Here is an 18,876-nt window from a genome sequence, read left to right on the forward strand (position 1 = left end):
TTTTTATTTATGCAAACTTCTTAGCCATTGCTTTTCTAAACTCATAAAGGACCAAGAACATAGAACACCATAGGGGACTCATATTAGGTTTAAACTTTTTTCCTTTAGAAAACCTGATCAATTGCCTGGCATAGAAACCACCTTCTGCAGAATCTTCAAATTGTTTAAATCCTGTCCTAAGCACCATATTTTTAAGGTTAGGGATCTCTCCTTTAAGGAAACCGGAAATTTCATCTCTATTAGTTATAAAAGGGCGCCCCATACCAATCAAATCAACTTCACCATTTTTTAATACTTCATTGCAAAATTCATATGATCGAAAACCACCGGTAATCATTAATGGCAACTTACTAATCGCTCTTACTTTCTTTGCAAAATCTATAAAATAAGCTTCTCTCCTTTTTGTACTTTCTTTTAATTCCGACCCTTCCTCATTCATTATAAAAAAAGCCAACTTCTCGTATGTTCCGCCAGAGATTTCTAATAAATCAATTTTTTCAGCATCCAACATTTTTACAACTTCAAGAGATTCTTCCTCAGTAAACCCACCTCTTTGAAAATCGGCAGAGTTCAACTTCACTGCAATAGGAAAATGATCTCCTACTTCTTTTCTGACTTCTCGAATGATGGTTAGCAACAAACGACTACGGTTCTCTATGCTTCCTCCCCATTGATCTGTTCTAACATTGGTACTTGGGGATAAAAACTGACTCAATAAATACCCATGAGCTGCGTGAATCTGAACACCATCAAAACCAGCTTCTTTAGACAGTTTAGCTGCCTTTACAAAACCAGCGATCACTTCTTGGATATCATGAGCTATCATTGCCTTAGGTTTCCCAAAAAGTCCCATTTTTCTTAACTGTACTTCTGATGGTGCCAGAGGACGACTAGTACTAAATTTATTCGCCTGTCGGCCAGAATGAGAAACCTGTATCCATACCTGGTTACCACCTGATTTTGCCGATATAGCCCACGATCGTAGCTTGGACAACATATTACTATCATCAAAACAAACATTACCTGCAGATTCTAAGTGTTTTCTATCAATGACTACATTACCCGTAATCAATAATCCAGCTCCGGTATCTGACCAATCCTTATATAACTTCTCATGACCTTTAGTAGGTTCAAAGTTTTTATTACTTATACGTTCAGTCATAGCCGACTTCACTAATCTGTTTTTCATAACCGCACCGCAAGGAAGTGTTATTTCTGTACTAATCATATCAAAATAGTTCGATTACAATGATACACAATCTTAATGTTTTGTACAATCTAAAAATTTAAAAACACGTATCTCATCTTATTTCTATTTTTTAGCAATATTAATTACCTATGCAACGTTAAACCAAAAAATCATCCTATCTTGTAAAGTATGGCGTGAATTTTGGACTTACTCTAAGTAATTGGGATTACATGTTTAAAACTGATCATATTCCTACTAATAATAGGAATATTGAACTTGGATTCAACGGAGGTAACTATCCTTTGGATTTCACTCGGCAGAAAATATATCCCTTTACATTAAAAAAGAAATTTTAATATGAAGAACATCCTTTTCATACTATCAGCTTGCTTGCTTATAGCCTGCGGCGGAAGTAAAAAAATAGTCCAAAACACCACAAAACCTAACACCCAAAATACTACAGTTTCAGAAGAAAAAGAGCCGTTAATAGAAGAGACCAAAGAGGAAGTCGTAAAGGAAACACCTCAACAACCAGAGGTAATTGAAGAAAAACCGATAACAGTAACAGAAGCTTTTAACCACCAATCCTGGGATGTGTTGTTACAAAAACACGTAACACCAGAAGGTAATGTAAGCTATAAAGGCTTTATAAAGGATAAAGCTTTGCTCAGAACTTATCTTAAATCACTAGAAAACACCACACCGGCAGAAACCTGGAGTAAGGAAGATAAGCTGGCCTATTGGATGAATGTCTATAATGCCTTTACCATAAAATTGATCATAAACAACTACCCAGTAAAAAGCATTAAAAATATAAAGGATCCCTGGGACCTGCGATTCTTTAAAATAGGCAGCAAATGGTATACACTTAATGATATAGAACATAGAATACTAAGAAAAATGGAAGATCCCAGAATTCATTTTGGAATCAATTGTGCTTCATTTTCCTGTCCTCCACTATTAAACAAAGCGTTTACTGCAGAAAATGTGGATCAAGAACTTGAGAAATTGGCTATTACCTTTATTAATGATCCTAAACGTAACACATTAACTACCGATAAAGTTCAACTTTCTAAAATATTCTCCTGGTTTAGCAAAGATTTTAAAACTGAAGGTTCCCTTATCGATTTCTTAAACAAATATGCTAAAGTTACTGTCAACCAAAATGCACAAAAAAGCTATAAAAAATATAATTGGACACTTAATGAATAATATTACTAATGGTTTTTATTATTGTCCCAATTAAAATTAAGTCCTTTTAGCACAACGAATTAAGGTTAAAATTATCCTAAAAACCATATATATATACTTAACGGCAATCACTTTTTTATAAGCAACTCATACTGCATTAATAACCTGATTAACAGTTATTTAATATACAAGCATACTAGAAATCTGTTTTTCTATTTTACTTCTGGCAAGAAGCATTTTTTACTTAATCTCTCAAAAAAACCTTTTACTCGTCTGTAAGGTATACGACCCTATACCTACTAAAAATCCAACCCGGGAAACCAATTTCTAATTTTTTATGTATATGAAGTAGAAATTGACAATTATTGAAAAAATAATTAACCTTTAAAAATTAAGAAAATGACAATCCCTAGAATCATATTAGTAATTGCAGGACTATTGTTCCTTACCTCAGCACAATCACAGAATCGTTTTGATCACTCCGTTTGGGATCAGGCTCTATTAATCAATGTATCCGAAGATGGCAAAGTAGATTATGATGGCTTTATGAGAGATAGTTCTCAGTTGTACGCATATTTTAGACAACTCTCAGAAAATAAGCCCACAGAGAGCTGGTCTAGAGAAGAGAAACTAGCCTATTGGATCAATGCTTATAATGCATACACGATAAAATTAGTAATAGATAGTTATCCTTTAAAAAGTATTAAAGATCTAAAAGACCCTTGGGGTAAAAAATTCTTTAAGATTGATGGAGAGTGGTATAGCCTTAATGATTTAGAACATAAAATCTTAAGAAAGTTTGGTGACCCTAGAATTCACTTTGCTATTAATTGTGCTTCATTTTCTTGTCCTGTTGTTTGGAATAGAGCGTATACTGGAGATAATTTACACGAAGCATTAGATTCACAAACAGAAAAGTTCATTAATGATCCTACTAGAAATACTATTACAAAAAATGTAGTTTCGGTATCAAAAATATTCTCTTGGTATAAAAGAGATTTTAAGGTAAATGGTGGCGATGTTAAAGATTTTATTAATAGATATGCTGCGGTAAAAATTACAAATCAACCCAATAAGGGATATAAAAAATACGACTGGAGTTTAAATGAACAAACAGAACCGTCTCGAGCTTTTGTATTAGACTAGTTCTTTATAAAAAGAAGTTCAAAAAATTGAATTGAAACCTAAATGAGTAAATTTATAGCCGAACTATAATAACTCTACATTGAAAATATCTATTATCATCCCTATACTAAATGAAGCAGCTACAATAAGTAAGCTGCTTTGGTATTTGATTAATTCTTCTAAAGAAAAAGAGAACATAGCAGAGATCCTGGTAGTAGATGGAGGCAGCATAGATAGGTCTCAAGAAGTTGTTGAAAAAATAGTCTACGAAACCAATCATAAAGTCAAACTTATTCCTTCAGAAAAAGGTCGAGCCTTACAATTAAATACAGGAGCTGCAAGTGCCAAAGGCGACATTCTTTATTTCCTGCATGCAGATTCTTTTCCTCCTCAAGACTATGATCAATCTATAATTGAAGAAGTAAAAAAAGGTAATGAGGCAGGTTGTTTCAGGATGAAATTTGATTCTAATCACTGGTGGTTACGCTTTTTAGGATGGTTAACACAATTCGAAAGTAAGCGTTGCCGTGGCGGAGACCAAAGTCAATTTATTACTAGAAAACTATTTGACCAAATAGATGGGTATGACGAAGATTTTATCGTTTATGAGGATAATGATCTCGTAGATCGATTGTTTGCCATTGATCAATTTGTAATTATTCCAAGATATGTAATCACTTCAGCCCGACGCTATCGCGAAATCGGAGTCTGGCGACTACAATATCACTTTCTCAATATCCATATGCGCAGATGGATGGGAGCTTCATCAGAAGATTTGTATCGATACTATAAAGAAAAAGTTGTTTCTTAAAAGTTCTTCTTTATCTTTAAAGAAGTGGAAACGATAGATATACTTTTAGTCGTACTATTATGTATTGGCGCCATACAAGGAATCATCTTTGGCATTATTTTATGGCAAAAACAAGGCATTCACTACATAGCAAATAGATTTCTTGCTTCTATATTGTTCTTTTTCTCGTATCGCCTCATTGTAGAAACGCTTAATATATTTGGACTTGGAAGATATGATCTATGGTATCACATACTACTAGAATATAACTGGATTTATGGTGCACTAATCTACTTTTTTGTAAAAAGTTATGTTCATCCCAAGTTCAAACTTATCAGAAAAGATTGGATTCACTTTCTCCCAGTTATCATAGAGTTTATCTGGAGTTTTTTTATCAAAGCTCAAAACTTTTTTTGGGATGGCACCCGAGAGAGTCTTACTTGGTTAGGATATTGGGGATATGTGGTATGGATGCACTATCCTACTATGTTTGTCGTTTCAGGAGTGCTTATCATCTTTTACTGTATTAAAGCTGAAAAAATACTCAGCAATGATATTGAGGTAGAAGGTTTTCAAGTAATCAAAGAAAAACTGATCTGGATCAAAAGAGTGATCCTGGTGATGAAAATATTCTCCATCCTATATGTTATTGGGATACTCATTGATTTTTTCTTCTTTAATTTTGCCAGTAACTTCTTTTATGGACATCCAGTATTCGTCGGAATGGCTATTATCACTTATTGGTTGGGGCTAGAGGGGTTTTCTAGAAGAAAAGAAAATGCTTTTAAACAAGTAGCTACGCTCTCTGATAAAGAAAAAGAACAACTACAAAATATTGCCAAAGTTCTGGAAACAAAAATGCAAGAGGAAAGACTCTTTAAAGATCCTGAACTTACTTTGGTTTCTTTATCAAAACAACTTTCGGTTAAATCTTATTTGGTTACTAAATGCCTAAATACTATTTATCAAAAAAAGTTCAATGACTATATAAATGAGTTCAGGATCGAAGAAGTAAAAAGGTTAGTCAACGATCCCAAAAATGAACATCTTACCCTTTTGGCATTAGCATATGAAGCCGGGTTTAACTCTAAAGCTTCATTTAACCGAGCTGTAAAGAAAATTACAGGAAATCCTCCCAGCGCCCTAAAACTGGTAAAATAAAGGTTTCAATTCAATAATTAAGCCTTCTATATACTTCAAAATTTGTCTCATTTATCAAATTGAAACGATTCTGATTTCTATTTGATCCATATTTGTATTCGCAAACTTTTAAATCAAAATAAAAATGAATCAATCAAAGATTTTAGTACAGTTATTTCTTCTTATAACCACATTTTATTTTTCTTCTTGTAACGCACAAACCGAAAACAAAAACTTGCAAGCATTAGTTGGTGAATGGCAACTCGATATGAGCCCTCAGGATAAAACAGATAACAATTTTGCAATGATGCGTATTGATAAAATTGACGACAAATCGGTGCAAGGCACCTTTTATAGAGAAGGTGTCAAAATAAAAGAAGGAAGGGTGAATACACAACTGGATAGAATTTATGTGGCTTTGATGTCTGGTGATAATAGTGGCAGCTATAATACCTCGTTTTATTATCAAGAAGGAAAATTATATGGATCAACCCACGCCGTAGACAGAGGGTTTTTGGCCGTTTGGATCGCAGAAAAAACAAAATAAAAATGAAGAAGTTTGTTTTATTCACATGTATGATGTGCTCAATGGTAATCCACGCACAACGAGATTTTGGGACACCGGTAAACGATGAACTACCACAGAAGCTAAAGGAACTGCGCATAGCAATTGAGGTTACCAATTTTCCGAAACAAATAGATCCTGTACAAATAAAAGATACATACTACTGGAAACACAATACCGCAATTCTATGTAAAGAAAGTGAAATCCAAATTATCGAGTATGGCGCGTACCTGTTTTATAACGACCAATGGAATTTAAGAAAATCCTACCCTCTGAAAGAGTTTAATAAAAGTTTTGGCACCAAAAAACAAGTCATTAAACAAGCACAACCTTATACCTGGGTTAATAACTGGAGAGTTGACACCAATCTATATGCCGGATGGGCTATGTGGTACTTTATCGGTGTGACCAAAGACGGAGAAAAAATATGTGGATATCAAAAAATTGAAACTACAGATAAGCTTTTGAACTAAAAAAAATTAAACTTGTGAAAAATATAAAAACCATATTCATTGCCTTTAGTATTCTTATTGGTCTACAAGCGTTGTATAGTCAGGATTATACATTGAATCCTAAAAAATCATTGCTAACCTGGACTGGTAAAGCAGCTTTTAACAGCTATTCACTCACAGGCACTATCCAATCAGAAAAAGGCACACTTTCTATCGATGAGAATGTTATTTCAGATTTAAAAATAATGATTGATATGAAAAGTCTGGATCACGAAAACAAGGATTTAAAAAAACATCTAAGAAGTAAAGATTTTTTTGAAGTAAAAACCTATCCAACATCTGAATTTTTAATTCAAGATTCTAGTATACCTGCGAATAATACAACAACGCTATCCGGAATGCTAACCATAAAAAACAAAACAAATAATGAAAAAATTCCGGTTACTATTCAACAAAGTAAATCAGAGGTGATCATAACCTTTGAATACAGTATTGACCGTACCAAATACGGTATTAACCATAATTCCCCTAGTATATTCAAGCGATTAAAAGAAAACGCCATAGCTGATGATTTTATCTTAAAAGGAAAACTAGTTTTTAATCCATAGCCCTTTTGACCGAAAATCACTACTTTTAATAAAAAACAATAATTTGTATAGCAATTTCTATGGAACTTTGTAAGTTATGAAAGTAGTACCACAGGTATTTTACAAACACCCCAACATAGAGAAAGTCCTGGTAGACGGGCTTTCTTGTGTTATCCTAAAAAGTGTACAACAGGCAGATTTACAAAATGAACGCTATCTTGCTGCTCATGCATTAACCCTGGTTTTGAATGGAGCATTGCAAGTTGAAAATCCTGAAGGTGATATTACCATCGTAAACAAAAATCAAATAATCCTTTTGCCTAAGGGATTGTATATGATCTCTGATATTATCCCAAAAAATGAATCTTTTGATGCCATCGTTTTCTTTTTTGATGAAGAACTCACTGATGAATTTTTAATGAATTTTGAAAAAACCTCAACGGATCTTATTTCTGATACATTGATTATAGACTATGATCAAAACCTAAGGTTATTTGTAGATTCGTTGATGATGCTCTATAGAAGTAAACATCAGTATCAGTTTACCAAACCAAAACTACTAGAGTTGTTGCATCTGATCAGTATTTCCAGCAAGGGAAACGAGTTTATAACCAGGCTTCAATCCATTAAGAATAGAGAACGAAGTAATATCAAAAAGTTTATGGATGAAAACTATGACAAACCTCTGGATATAGAAGATTATGCCTATTTAACCGGTAGAAGCATCTCCACTTTCAGAAGAGATTTTAAATCTAAATTTGGAATCTCCCCAAAAAAATGGCTGATTAAGAAACGCTTAGCAAAAGCCTACGTATTGCTTAAAGAAAAGCACGATTCTGTAACTAATATTGCACTACAAGTAGGATATGAAAACACCTCACACTTTATTAAAGCTTTTCATAAAGAATTTGACATTTCTCCCAAGCAATTCCAAATCAACCATAGAAAAAATATCATCATCTGATCTTTTGACCGAAAAACACCACTTTTTGATTTTTAGAAAGTTTAGTGGTACTCCTTTACATGACATTTGTATGGAATTAAAACCATATACAAATGCGCAACATAGGATTTATAGGATTAGGAATTATGGGTAGCCGTATGGCTGCTAACCTTCAGAAAGCTGGTTATGATCTCATAGTACATAACAGAACCAAAGAAAAAGCTGATGATTTAATAAAGAATGGTGCAATATGGGCAAATACTGCCAAGGAAGTTGCTCAAAATTCGGATATCATTATCACTATGCTTTCTACTCCAGAAGTGGTAAAAACAATTGCATTAGGTGAATACGGATTACTACAAGGGGCGAAAGAAAATAGCCTTTGGATCAACTGTAGTACCGTAAATCCATCTTTTACCAAAGACATGGAAATTACAGCTAAACAACATGGAATACAATACCTTGATGCACCGGTTGCCGGCACCAAAGACCCTGCAGAAGTTGGAGAATTGCTATTCCTGGTAGGTGGAGAAAAAGCTTCAGTCGAAGAAGCGACACCGCTTTTAGAGATTATGGGTAAGAAAACACTGCACCTGGGTGAAGTAGGAAAAGGATCAGCTATGAAAATGTTGATCAATCAACTATTGGGTCAATCTATGGTTGCTTTTGCAGAAGCAATGGTGATGGGCGAAGCTATGGGGATAGAGAAAGAAACACTATTTAATGTATTGTTGAATACTCCGGTAGTGGCTCCGGTGATGGCCGCTGTTCGCCCTAAACTGGAGCACGGTAATTATGAAGTAAACTTCCCACTGCAATGGATACAAAAAGATCTTCATCTATCCAGTATCTCTGCCTATGAAAATGGAGTCGCAACCCCCAATCTTAACACTACCAAAGAAGTTTTTGCTCAGGCCAGGCAACAAGGGTTTGGTGAGCAGGACTTTACTGCAGTATATGAGTTTTTAAAACCTCAGAAATGATATCAGACTATTTTAATGTGGGTTGGATATAAGTAGGAGATCATAAAAGGGATACTCGCATACTACAGCACCCTCACCTCCATTTACTAATAGGCAATCAACGATCTCAGAGACACCTAATAGGTATCTATAAGATACCTCCGAGCTATCTTGCAGATGGGTAGGAGCTATGTTGCTGAGGGGTGTCTACCCCTCGACAAGACGCATACATCGTATGACAGATAGGGGGTCATATGGATGACAACCACCTGACAGACCCCTCGTAGTGATGGGTCTGACCCCTCTCTGAGATGGGTAGGAACCCATTAACCACATACCTAGTTACCCTTAGCGAGATAGCTCTTTACCATTAGCGACATACCTCTGAGGTATCTCTGAGATAGCTCTGACCCCTACATAAAATTCAATACATATGTTAAAAACATGCAAAATTGTCATTGTGTCAGTTACTTTTGTGGATTTTTCTTTGCAAACAAGTGTTTGACTATACACATGTTATCCCTCTGTTCGGCATTTCGTTTTTAACTTTTAATCACTCTTTGCCTCGATAGCACGATTTCCTACTCATTTTACCAAAATAGAGAAGGTATCTAAAAAGTCTATAAAACCTAAAATTGTCAGTCTGAGTCTGTCGAAAACATTTTGAAAATCAAGAAGTTAAAAACTTCTACAGGCTCAGTTTGACATTATAAAGTTGTTTTTTAGACACCTTCTTGTTTATTTTGTCTGTTCGAGCGCAGTCGAGAACTATTTAGCATAAATGAAGGTCTAGACTTAGCCCGTGCTGAGCGAAGTCTAAGTGCTCAACCTGACCCAATATGACTTAGTTCTAAAATATGTGGCACCCTCGCTGCCTAGCTCCGCAAAGTCTCCTGACTTTGAGGTATGTGTTACCTACATATACTATTTGTAATTGAAGAAGTTTTTAAAACATCAATTACTGGATTATCTGCTTTTTGTATACAAGTGATGAAGTTACAAAAATTTGTAAGCTTTGTTATACATTATATTGTATTGTAAAACGAAAAATATCCACATTATATATAAATGTGACTACCTTTTCCTATTTATTGTTTTGGCATACGTATCGCTCAAAGTCAGGAGACTTTGCGCAGCATTCTAACTTTTATTTTTAATCACTCTTTGCGGAGCGGGGGCTCGTAATACCTATGCATAAAAAAACCAGCTACATTTCTATAACTGGTCTTATTTCTTACTCGTACCGCTACGAAGTCAGAGACATTTGTAGAGCATCACTCTTCGGAGAGCGGAGAACATTACCTATCAGCAGACATTATCTTTTGATAAGCAAATTCAACTAAATCCAAACTAAATTTCCAATTGTAACTATTTGATTTGTTTTCAATCCCAAAAGGAGTTCCTTTCCCTGAAAAAAAACTTGTTTGTACTATATTATTCTTTTTGATAATAAATGCAAAGATCTCATTGTGAAATGATTTTATACTACAAGAAGCATAATAATTTTCAACAGATTTAATCTGTTGAATATTTCTTTTAATAAACATTCCTTCTTTTTCGTTGATAAAAATGTTTATAGAGCTTTCTTTAGAACTTTTATTAGCATGAACAGAATCATTTTCAATAATAAATTTTGAAATCTGTGCTTTCTCCATACCTTCCATTTTTCTATACAAAATAATTCCATCTGTAATTTTGTCTACTTCATTTTTAAATTGCTTTTCAGAATCTAAACTACTTAACTCACTATAAAAATCATCCAGACTGATCTCTATTAAATTACATTGTTTTTTAGCATCTATATTCTGAGATTTACAAAAGGAACAAAATAGAAAAATCAAAAAAACCTTTATTAAAATCTTCATTTTTTTATGTTTTTTAAGTTGTATGAATTATTGAGATAACCTTCTTTATTATATTTATCTCCTAGTAAACTGTAATGCGCTGAACCAAGAGAATGTTTGATAAAGCTTCCAGGCGGTTTTTTGGTAAACCTAATTCCTGAATAAATTGATCTTATATTTAAATTTTGAACTCCATTTGATATTAACTCACCTCTAATGATATTTTCTATATGTGAAGCTCCTCTTTCACTTTTTTCTTTTTCATTATTTATCATATTCATTAATGGTACATTCTCCTTGAGTACATCTAATTCTTCAGTAATAGTTTTATCAAATTCATTCATAAATCTCCAAGCATGACCCAATTCATGCGCTGACGTAGCTAAAGTGTTCGCTTCTCTTGAGCTTGCTCCTTCTTGAAAATCATTTCCTCCATCAAGTCCCACACCTATTTTGATAGTTGTACCTCCTTCAGTATTTTCCTTTGTAGTTCCAGAAGAACCTTTAGTTGCAAATATTGTATGAACATCACTATCTGCGTCCAAATCAATTAGTACTTGTTTAGCTGTATTCGAAGATTTTCTAAGTTTTCTAAACTCTTTTTTTAAAGCCCTCCTAGCCTGTCTGTATTCTTTTCTAGAAGAAAACTGTTTGCTAAGTTCTTTGTCATTTTTGACCTCCTTATAGGAAGCCCATCTAATTTCTCTACCATCAGGATCTAAAGCTAATACTGGGCTATTGGCAACATAAACATATGAAGAAAAAGTAGAATATTTTTCAGCTAATGGATCTATGTTCATCCAACGACCAAGTGTAGGATCATAGTTTCTAGCACCATAATCTATCCAATCAAGTCTTAGTTCATTCTGTTCTTCCTTACCATTATATCCATAGTTATGTGGAGTTCCTCTTTGAGTATCGTTATACCCTTTATGAGTAAGTCCAAAGGGATAATAGTTTTTCTCTTCCCTGATCTCCATTGCATTATCACCATCCCCGTCAACATCAGTTGCATTTCGTACAACATCTATCTTGCCATCATTATCATTATCTGCATAGGATAATCTGATATTACCCAGGTGGTCTTTATATTGGTATACATATTTCCAGGTATTACCATCGGGTTCTACATAGCCTTCAGGTGTATTAAAAAACTGTAGTTGTCCATTTTTATATACGTAATTACCAGCATACTCTGTGGTTGTTAAAGAACTTCCTTCTGTAGCAATCTTCTTTAGTTTTGCTCCAGTGGCATCGTAAATGTACTGAATATTTCCGTTAGCATCGTTGGCTGGTGCGGTATTATTTACCGATACGCTAGTAGGAAGATTAAGGTAATTATAGCTTATACCAGTGATGCCTTTATTACGATCTATAGTCATATTACCATTAGCATCATAGACATAGTCATCATTGGTATTGGTGCCATCTATAAAACCATAGTCAGGATTGCCTTGATCTGCAACTTGCAATAGTTTATTACCAGTATCATAGAAATAGTGTAATCCATCCATTCCACTGTATAAATTATTCCCTTGATATCCATCTCTTCCTAAAAATAAAAGATTACCATTTTTATCGTAACTAACATCAAAAAGATCGTAACGCCTATTGTTACTGACCGCATCTGTTATTCGATTCAATGCATCATAAGAATACTTATACCAACGTTGTTGGTTATCATTAACCGTTTTCCATTCGGTTTCAGAGATGTTACCATTAAACAGCGCTGTAGCTCCATGTGTTGGATTATTGTAATTAATGCCAAAAGCAAATAGGTCATTCCCTAAATTACCAGGATCATTTATTTGTGTTAACCATCCTCTTATATTATAAGAGTAATCTATTGTTTGTAATCCTCCACCAGTTTCTTTGGATACTAGTTGTCCTAATTCATCATAGGTATTGGTTACAATCAGTTCTCCATCAGGTTCATTGATATTAGCAGAGAAAACAGCACCGGGTGTGGCATTAAAATGAAAGCCTTCTCTTAGAAAAATGGTTTTATTAGCAATGGCTGCTGTGGTTTCTGTAACTGGTGCCGGAAATTCTAATGCATCTTCAATACTAGTATTGACTCCTCCACAATCTACAGATAAACTACTATCTCCTACACATTGTCTATGAGCAAGTAGTCGATTCATATGATCGTAGGTATAATTATCTATGGTCACTATCTCAGGATTACTTCCTTTTTGATGACTGGATCGGGTTTTTAGTACATTCCCTACAAAATTGTATTGAGTCTCTACTATATCTGTAGTATTAAGATATTCATTCGTACTATGAATATAGATAGGTCTTGCTTTTTGGTCATAATACGTTACTGTAGTGATCCAATCACTGGTTTCTAATACACGTACTTTGGATCCTGTAACTAGTCCTTGAACATTATCAGTAACCGTTTGTCCTAAAACAGTACCCGGATTGGTCACGTTATGATCAAAGGTATAATTGTCATAATAATTAATAGTATATATATCATTAATTCCTGTTGGGATGGCATCATTAGAATAGTATATGGTAGTCCCGCCAATCATAGAGGGATCTTTTTCTTTGGTCACATATTGTGTATATGCCCCAGTATCAGCACTGGCCTGAAGTTGTGTTCTTGTACTATTATTCTTTACTAAACCGGTATACGCTACCCTACCAAATGCATCATATTTAGTAACCAACAATTCTTTTACAGGAGATTTGGATCGTTGTACAGAATCCTGAGTCATTACGGGTTGGTCTAGTTTGTTATATATGATGTGTTCCCAACCTTTACCCGGTATTTTCTTCTCAACCAATCGATTACGGTAATCATATTTATATTGATAACATAGTTCTGCTAGCTCTTCTGGTGATACTCCATCGGTGGCACTTAATATTACCTTTGGAGGAATCACATAAGTAAGATTTCCAAAATCGTCATATACATAATAAGTATCGTGGGCTTCATTGTTACTATACGCTCTTTTTAAAATAACTTGTCCTTCAGAATCTTTAAATTCTTTGGTGGTACGATCATTAAGGTTTTGCTGATTCGGAGACCAGTTTTCATCTTTGGTGATAGTAACATATAGTTGTCCGGTAGTGTAAAAATCGTTTTTGATTAATGATGGTTTTTCTGTATCGCCATTAACATAATTCACTTTAAAACCTACAACCTCATCCGTATCGGTATTTGTTCTCCAGTCAAACTTGATTGTATGATCATTATCTACCAAACTATCCGCTTTCCAATCATTCCCCGGAGCACCTTGTTCTGTCACCCTATTTAGAGGAGAAGGTTCATATATACTTTCGCTATATGGATTATCTGTATCTTCATATTTAAGGGTTTTATAAAAACTGGTAAGTTCTGCCAATGGATTAGGAACAATATCACCTTGGGTCGTCGGTTTAGCATAAGGTAAAAACTCCTTGTTTTGTCTACCATACGCATCATACTCGGTATGTGATATAATGTCTTGACTCTGACCACCAGCTCTTATGGCTATGCTCTGTTTTGGTCTTCCTAAACCATCATAATATGCTATAGTACTGATTTCGTCCTTTTCATCAATATTAAAATCATTCGTATAAGATATCCCTCCTGAAGTCGGGTATGTGGGTATGGTTTCATCAGTATAAAACTCTAAAATATTATTCCAAATTCTTGCTTTATACACTGTTTCTTCTCCTGCTGCACTTCTTAAATTTCCTAATTCCATATCGGGAATAGAAGATCCACTTAACGAGGTAATAAATCCTGAATAGGGCTTACAATCACTTCTGGTGCTAAAATTATAATTAAAGCCAACGTGTAATGTTATAGTACTACCATTTATTTGCAGATAACCTTCCCCAAATCTACTACCTCCAGGGCAAATACCAACCAGGCCATTAAGCGAAATATAGTTTGATCCATAGGATTGATTTCCTGGTATCGTTCTTTGATTATGAGTAGCAATACCGCCTACAAAATATTTAGAATATACGATAAGCTTGTCTCTTCTAATTTTTAATTTAAAACCACTAGGTTGACCATTAGTGATGATTTCTCCCAATTCCAGGTCGCTTTGAAGAGGAGGAGAAATAGGTAAGGTTTTGACAACCCCTGTTTTTAATTTCCCTGTGCTCCAACCACCACTAAAGCTTACTTGCAAAACATTGTTTGTCATACTGATGGAGTACCCTCCACCTCCACTTCCATCATATAAGAAGTCAGATATCCCTGAGTTTATCGAGAAATCCTGATAGTCATCTGGTGAAACTTTGATTTCCCTTTGGTATACAGTTGTTTCTACATAATTCTCAGTTTGAGTCTGTCCAAAAACAACGGCATTATAAATGCAAAAGGCTAGAATATATATTATTTTTTTCATGATGTTGCTTTTTTTAGTGTTGTGATCTGTAGTTATACTTGTTTTTAGAAAGTATATTCCCTTCTGCATCTTTTACCTCTTTAAGTCTATTAGCTTCATCATATGTATAGTATGAAGTATAACCTCTTGGATCTTTCATGCTTTTTAGCCCTATTAGCGATTCATAAACAAAGGTGGTAATCATAACGTTAACCATATCAGGATGTGACCTAAGAGCATCCAGCCTAGAGATATTATATTCACTATAATTTTTTAGTTCATTTTCTGTAATTCCCAAAGCTGTATACACATCAGTAAAAGAAGCATTCTCTATTTTAGCAATAGGATGTGTCTTATTATAACCCCATACATAGGTGACAACCATTCCGTCCTTCTTTTTATACTGAAGAATATTTCCGTGATCATCGTATTTATCAAACTCTACTTTAGTCTCCAGAGGATTTTCTGTAGTGATTATCCCCTTTGCAGTTTCTACAGCTGTTCGTAAGGTTTTGTTGCTTGTATTTAGGTTATTCCCAAATTTAATTACCTGAGTGCTCAATAGATTGTTGTTCCTATAGATTTCCTTTTTGATCGGAGTACTGATACGATTTGTATTTCTTAGCTTATCCATATTGGGTAAATTATACACTTCTGTATCATAGGGATAATAGTACTTTGTTTCAATTTCCTGATTTTCGGCTCCTATAAACTTAGAAAGACTAACGTGATGAGTCGCAGTATTAAATACATTGAGCTCGGTATTACTGATTAGGTTCTCTAGATGTTTTGTAGTAATACTTTCTTCTAGCACTGATTCAAATGCGTAATGCCGAGGAAATTCAAAAGTATAATAAGTAGTATGATCTCTACCAAAATCAAAAACAGGAGTAAATAAATAGATAGGCATTACCCTGGCAAAGTTTCTATCGCCGGAGATTCCATAAAGTGTTTTATGCTTATTCTTGGTATGAACTAATGTGTCTCCGGATCGATTATGGATTATCTCCTCTGATACTTTGCCATTAATATATCCAAAGCTGTTTTTAGGAGCAATCCCTAATACATAAGTGTTTTCTATACATACATCTTCGGGGTAATGTCCCGGAATAGTTCCGGATTCATATACACGTCTACAAAAACTTAATTCGTGATACTGATTCGGTAGATTAATGTATTTTGTTTTTGTAAACCCATTAGACTTACCAAATGCGTCTATATTTTTTTCGGTAACCATAGAATATCCGATATGACTACCCATTGCAGATGGTAATTTTCTTAATGAAGATTCTGAATCTAGTTTAAGTGGAGAACCTCCCCAAAATCTTGGATCATAAGAAGTAAAGCCATATGGTTTAGAAAAATAAATTAGCTCATCCATTAAAACACCACTTGTTTCTTTTGTACCAAAGGCATTTAAGTGTTCATATTCATATATTTTTCTGCCACTTATTACATCTTGATCAGAATAATTGGTGATGCTTTTTACTCTTAGCCCTCCTATTTCAAAAGGTTCAAATAATTGAGGAATATTATTGTTGCTCCCATTTCTTCGCACATAAATTTTATATGCTCCAACAGAGTTTTGCTCATTTTCAACACCTGTTGATGGCCATCCAGGATCGCCAGGAGAAAATGGTAGACTATTGTTGATAACCCTATATGTTCCCGGAGAGAGGTTTTTTTGAACTGTAACTGTAGAGCCTGCATCACCACATTTAAATAACGTTTGGGTTTCTCCAGTAGAAACATTAACAATACTTCGTATAGGATCACTATAATAGAACCCAATATTAGCACAATTATGATAACATAATATCTTACTCGAAGCTTTGAAAACAGTAGGCTCTGTAACAACGAACTCTCTACTAGGAATGTTAATTTCTTCGAATTCTGTATTATTAGTTCCTCCTTCTACCTGATCTAATAATTTATATGTTGGATCTTTTGCTTTTTTTAGATATTGATAAGTAAAATTATATTTTTTTTCATCAATTAAACTTGTCCATCGTATTCTACCATCAGCCAAGTACTCGGTAACTTTATAAGGTTCTGTAACCTCCACCAGAGCGGTATGACCCTCATATTCAAACTGAGTATATCCACCAGTGGGGTATGTAATCTTATTAAGAGTTCCTATTTTCCCATAATTAACATCAGCAGAACGATTAGCTAAAGTATAATCAACATATGCTTGCCCCGGAATTTCACCTCCCAAATATGCAGCTGTAACAAAACGCCCAATACTTGGTATTCTTTGTGTATTATTAGCATTATTATAGAACCCCCAAAAATCTACATCTTTAGTACTCTTAATAGGAAGTTCATCCTGTTGTTCATATTCGAATGTATATTTCTTATCATTAATAAGTAACGAATCTAATTTTAGTCTTATAAATTTTTCTTTACTTGTATGATCGATTTGACCATTATTGAAATAACTATAGACAAAATCAATGTGATTTATTTCCTTGTTTTTAATGTTTTTGATTTTAATATTATCCAATAGTAATGGAACTTTTGTGGAGGGTACTGCTGGATGACTTCTTATAGTACCTAAAGAGGTAACGATAGCAAAGTTTGTATTATTCATCATTTTAGATAAAGCTATGGGAGTAACTAAATCGAGGCGAGTATCTAAATTAAATTCAATTTCTCCAAAATCTCCTGAAATACGTTTTAAATATTGGTTTTCAATAACTACCGTAGTTGCATGAACATAATTGATACTATTGGTAATACCTCCTCCATTTGGAAAAATTTTATTTGTACTATCATAGACCTCCATATATTCGGAATAACTGGGATAGGTAAAATGTAACCCTTCTTGATATTCAAAATTTAATGTTCTACCATATGGTGATTCTATAGAATCTAAAAGCCAACTGGTGATAACACTCTCATTACTTCTGTTTTCATCAGCTAGTATATGAATAAGTGCCTGGGAATCATTTGAAGGTCGAGTTGCTCCATTGCCACCTCCCGGAATAGTACTAAATGAAGTATTTATTTCTTTAGTAGAAAAGGTATACTTAAATCCTTTTTCATCAATAATCGTAAAAGATTTATCTGCAAAATCAAAAGTTATAATCACATTATTATTGTTGAAAACTACGGTTTCAATAATATTACCAGTCCCTTTTTTCTTCAGTCGAAATTTGTAGGCTTTACCAAATAGATTTAGCTCAAATAAATCGGGCTCCATATCTATAGGGATAATCGGGGAATTACTAAAACTGGCGTGCAAATCTTTTATGTCTTCATATTCTATATAAGGATCCGCTCCTTGAGATTCTTGTACATTATAATTATTATAGATAAATCCTCTTCTTGGAGCCTCACCTCTAAAATCATCTGAACCATTGACAGTTCTGTTTATAGCTATGTAAGAAGATAAATTCCAGTTTAACCCCACCCAACTTGCATCTTGATTGGCTCTTACACCTCCAGAGTTATAAGACAATTGTATAGGTAGTGTAATACCTTCAAAATCTATAGTATAAATAGGAATGGATAGATCTATTGTACCGTTATACTTGTTACCATTGATTGATCCATAATTCCCTAATCCAGATACTTCCGGGCTTGAAGAAATGCTTTCAGCAAGTTTATATGGCTGGAAATCGTGACTGTTATCTTGGGCAAATAATTCTGCTTGAAAAGCAAAAAAGCAAGATATAATTAATATTAGTTGTAAATATGTATGTTTCATTTTTAAAATATTAAAGAAAATATTTAATGTTTAAGTATTGAA

Annotated in this window: 13 protein-coding genes; 9 read left to right on the top strand and 4 right to left on the bottom strand. The window is 34.0% G+C overall.

Translation table 11 applies throughout. The annotated features are described in order from the left end of the window. Positions 1–7 precede the first annotated feature (7 nt). Positions 8–1,228 carry an NADH:flavin oxidoreductase/NADH oxidase family protein gene (locus J8M14_RS12270; RefSeq protein ID WP_211074913.1) on the bottom strand — a complete coding sequence of 407 codons (1,221 nt, stop codon included), beginning with the start codon at positions 1,226–1,228 and terminating at the stop codon, positions 8–10. A gap of 318 nt (positions 1,229–1,546) precedes the next feature. Between J8M14_RS12270 and J8M14_RS12275 the strand changes: the two genes are divergently transcribed. The 9 genes from J8M14_RS12275 (at position 1,547) to J8M14_RS12315 (ending at position 8,965) form a co-directional block, all read left to right on the top strand. Further along, positions 1,547–2,401 carry a DUF547 domain-containing protein gene (locus J8M14_RS12275; RefSeq protein WP_211074914.1) on the top strand — a complete coding sequence of 285 codons (855 nt, stop codon included), beginning with the start codon at positions 1,547–1,549 and terminating at the stop codon, positions 2,399–2,401. 378 nt (positions 2,402–2,779) lie between these two features. After that, positions 2,780–3,526, top strand: coding sequence for a DUF547 domain-containing protein (locus J8M14_RS12280; RefSeq protein ID WP_211074915.1), 747 nt, complete (start codon positions 2,780–2,782; stop codon positions 3,524–3,526). A gap of 79 nt (positions 3,527–3,605) precedes the next feature. Further along, complete coding sequence (locus tag J8M14_RS12285; RefSeq protein ID WP_211074916.1) at positions 3,606–4,316, top strand: TIGR04283 family arsenosugar biosynthesis glycosyltransferase; 711 nt, start codon at positions 3,606–3,608, stop codon at positions 4,314–4,316. Between the two features lie 24 nt (positions 4,317–4,340). After that, complete coding sequence (locus tag J8M14_RS23395; protein WP_211074917.1) at positions 4,341–5,456, top strand: helix-turn-helix domain-containing protein; 1,116 nt, start codon at positions 4,341–4,343, stop codon at positions 5,454–5,456. A gap of 124 nt (positions 5,457–5,580) precedes the next feature. After that, positions 5,581–5,982: a hypothetical protein gene (locus J8M14_RS12295; protein ID WP_211074918.1), complete on the top strand. Its 402-nt coding sequence runs from the start codon at positions 5,581–5,583 to the stop codon at positions 5,980–5,982. A 2-nt stretch (positions 5,983–5,984) separates the two neighbouring features. Further along, on the top strand, positions 5,985–6,473 hold the full coding sequence (locus J8M14_RS12300) for a hypothetical protein (protein WP_211074919.1): 489 nt from the start codon (positions 5,985–5,987) through the stop codon (positions 6,471–6,473). A gap of 14 nt (positions 6,474–6,487) precedes the next feature. Next, positions 6,488–7,060: a YceI family protein gene (locus J8M14_RS12305; protein ID WP_211074920.1), complete on the top strand. Its 573-nt coding sequence runs from the start codon at positions 6,488–6,490 to the stop codon at positions 7,058–7,060. Between the two features lie 76 nt (positions 7,061–7,136). Then, positions 7,137–8,003: an AraC family transcriptional regulator gene (locus J8M14_RS12310; RefSeq protein ID WP_211074921.1), complete on the top strand. Its 867-nt coding sequence runs from the start codon at positions 7,137–7,139 to the stop codon at positions 8,001–8,003. A gap of 92 nt (positions 8,004–8,095) precedes the next feature. Beyond that, a complete protein-coding gene (locus J8M14_RS12315; RefSeq protein WP_211074922.1) occupies positions 8,096–8,965 on the top strand; it encodes an NAD(P)-dependent oxidoreductase in 870 nt (289 codons plus the stop codon). 1,277 nt (positions 8,966–10,242) lie between these two features. Here J8M14_RS12315 and J8M14_RS12320 read toward each other — a convergent pair. The 3 genes from J8M14_RS12320 to J8M14_RS12330 are packed head-to-tail and all read right to left on the bottom strand — an operon-like array spanning position 10,243 to position 18,834. Continuing rightward, entirely contained in the window at positions 10,243–10,809 is a 567-nt protein-coding gene (locus J8M14_RS12320) for a hypothetical protein (RefSeq protein ID WP_211074923.1), read from the bottom strand. Further along, positions 10,806–15,143 carry a DUF6443 domain-containing protein gene (locus J8M14_RS12325; RefSeq protein WP_211074924.1) on the bottom strand — a complete coding sequence of 1,446 codons (4,338 nt, stop codon included), beginning with the start codon at positions 15,141–15,143 and terminating at the stop codon, positions 10,806–10,808. Before J8M14_RS12325 ends, J8M14_RS12320 begins: the two co-directional genes overlap by 4 nt. Positions 15,144–15,156: 13 nt before the next feature. After that, positions 15,157–18,834, bottom strand: coding sequence for an RHS repeat domain-containing protein (locus J8M14_RS12330; protein ID WP_211074925.1), 3,678 nt, complete (start codon positions 18,832–18,834; stop codon positions 15,157–15,159). Positions 18,835–18,876: the final 42 nt, after the last annotated feature.

Source organism: Aquimarina sp. MMG016 (assembly GCF_018100805.1).
GTDB lineage: Bacteria > Bacteroidota > Bacteroidia > Flavobacteriales > Flavobacteriaceae > Aquimarina.

Excerpts from the sequence above, each read along its gene's own strand:
- J8M14_RS12300 (WP_211074919.1), top strand. The coding sequence starts at position 5,985 with ATGAAGAAGTTTGTTTTATTCACATGTATGATGTGCTCAATGGTAATC.
- J8M14_RS12325 (WP_211074924.1), bottom strand. The coding sequence starts at position 15,143 with ATGAAAAAAATAATATATATTCTAGCCTTTTGCATTTATAATGCCGTT.
- J8M14_RS12320 (WP_211074923.1), bottom strand. The coding sequence starts at position 10,809 with ATGAAGATTTTAATAAAGGTTTTTTTGATTTTTCTATTTTGTTCCTTT.
- J8M14_RS12310 (WP_211074921.1), top strand. The coding sequence starts at position 7,137 with ATGAAAGTAGTACCACAGGTATTTTACAAACACCCCAACATAGAGAAA.
- J8M14_RS12295 (WP_211074918.1), top strand. The coding sequence starts at position 5,581 with ATGAATCAATCAAAGATTTTAGTACAGTTATTTCTTCTTATAACCACA.
- J8M14_RS12280 (WP_211074915.1), top strand. The coding sequence starts at position 2,780 with ATGACAATCCCTAGAATCATATTAGTAATTGCAGGACTATTGTTCCTT.
- J8M14_RS12315 (WP_211074922.1), top strand. The coding sequence starts at position 8,096 with ATGCGCAACATAGGATTTATAGGATTAGGAATTATGGGTAGCCGTATG.
- J8M14_RS12270 (WP_211074913.1), bottom strand. The coding sequence starts at position 1,228 with ATGATTAGTACAGAAATAACACTTCCTTGCGGTGCGGTTATGAAAAAC.
- J8M14_RS12275 (WP_211074914.1), top strand. The coding sequence starts at position 1,547 with ATGAAGAACATCCTTTTCATACTATCAGCTTGCTTGCTTATAGCCTGC.
- J8M14_RS12330 (WP_211074925.1), bottom strand. The coding sequence starts at position 18,834 with ATGAAACATACATATTTACAACTAATATTAATTATATCTTGCTTTTTT.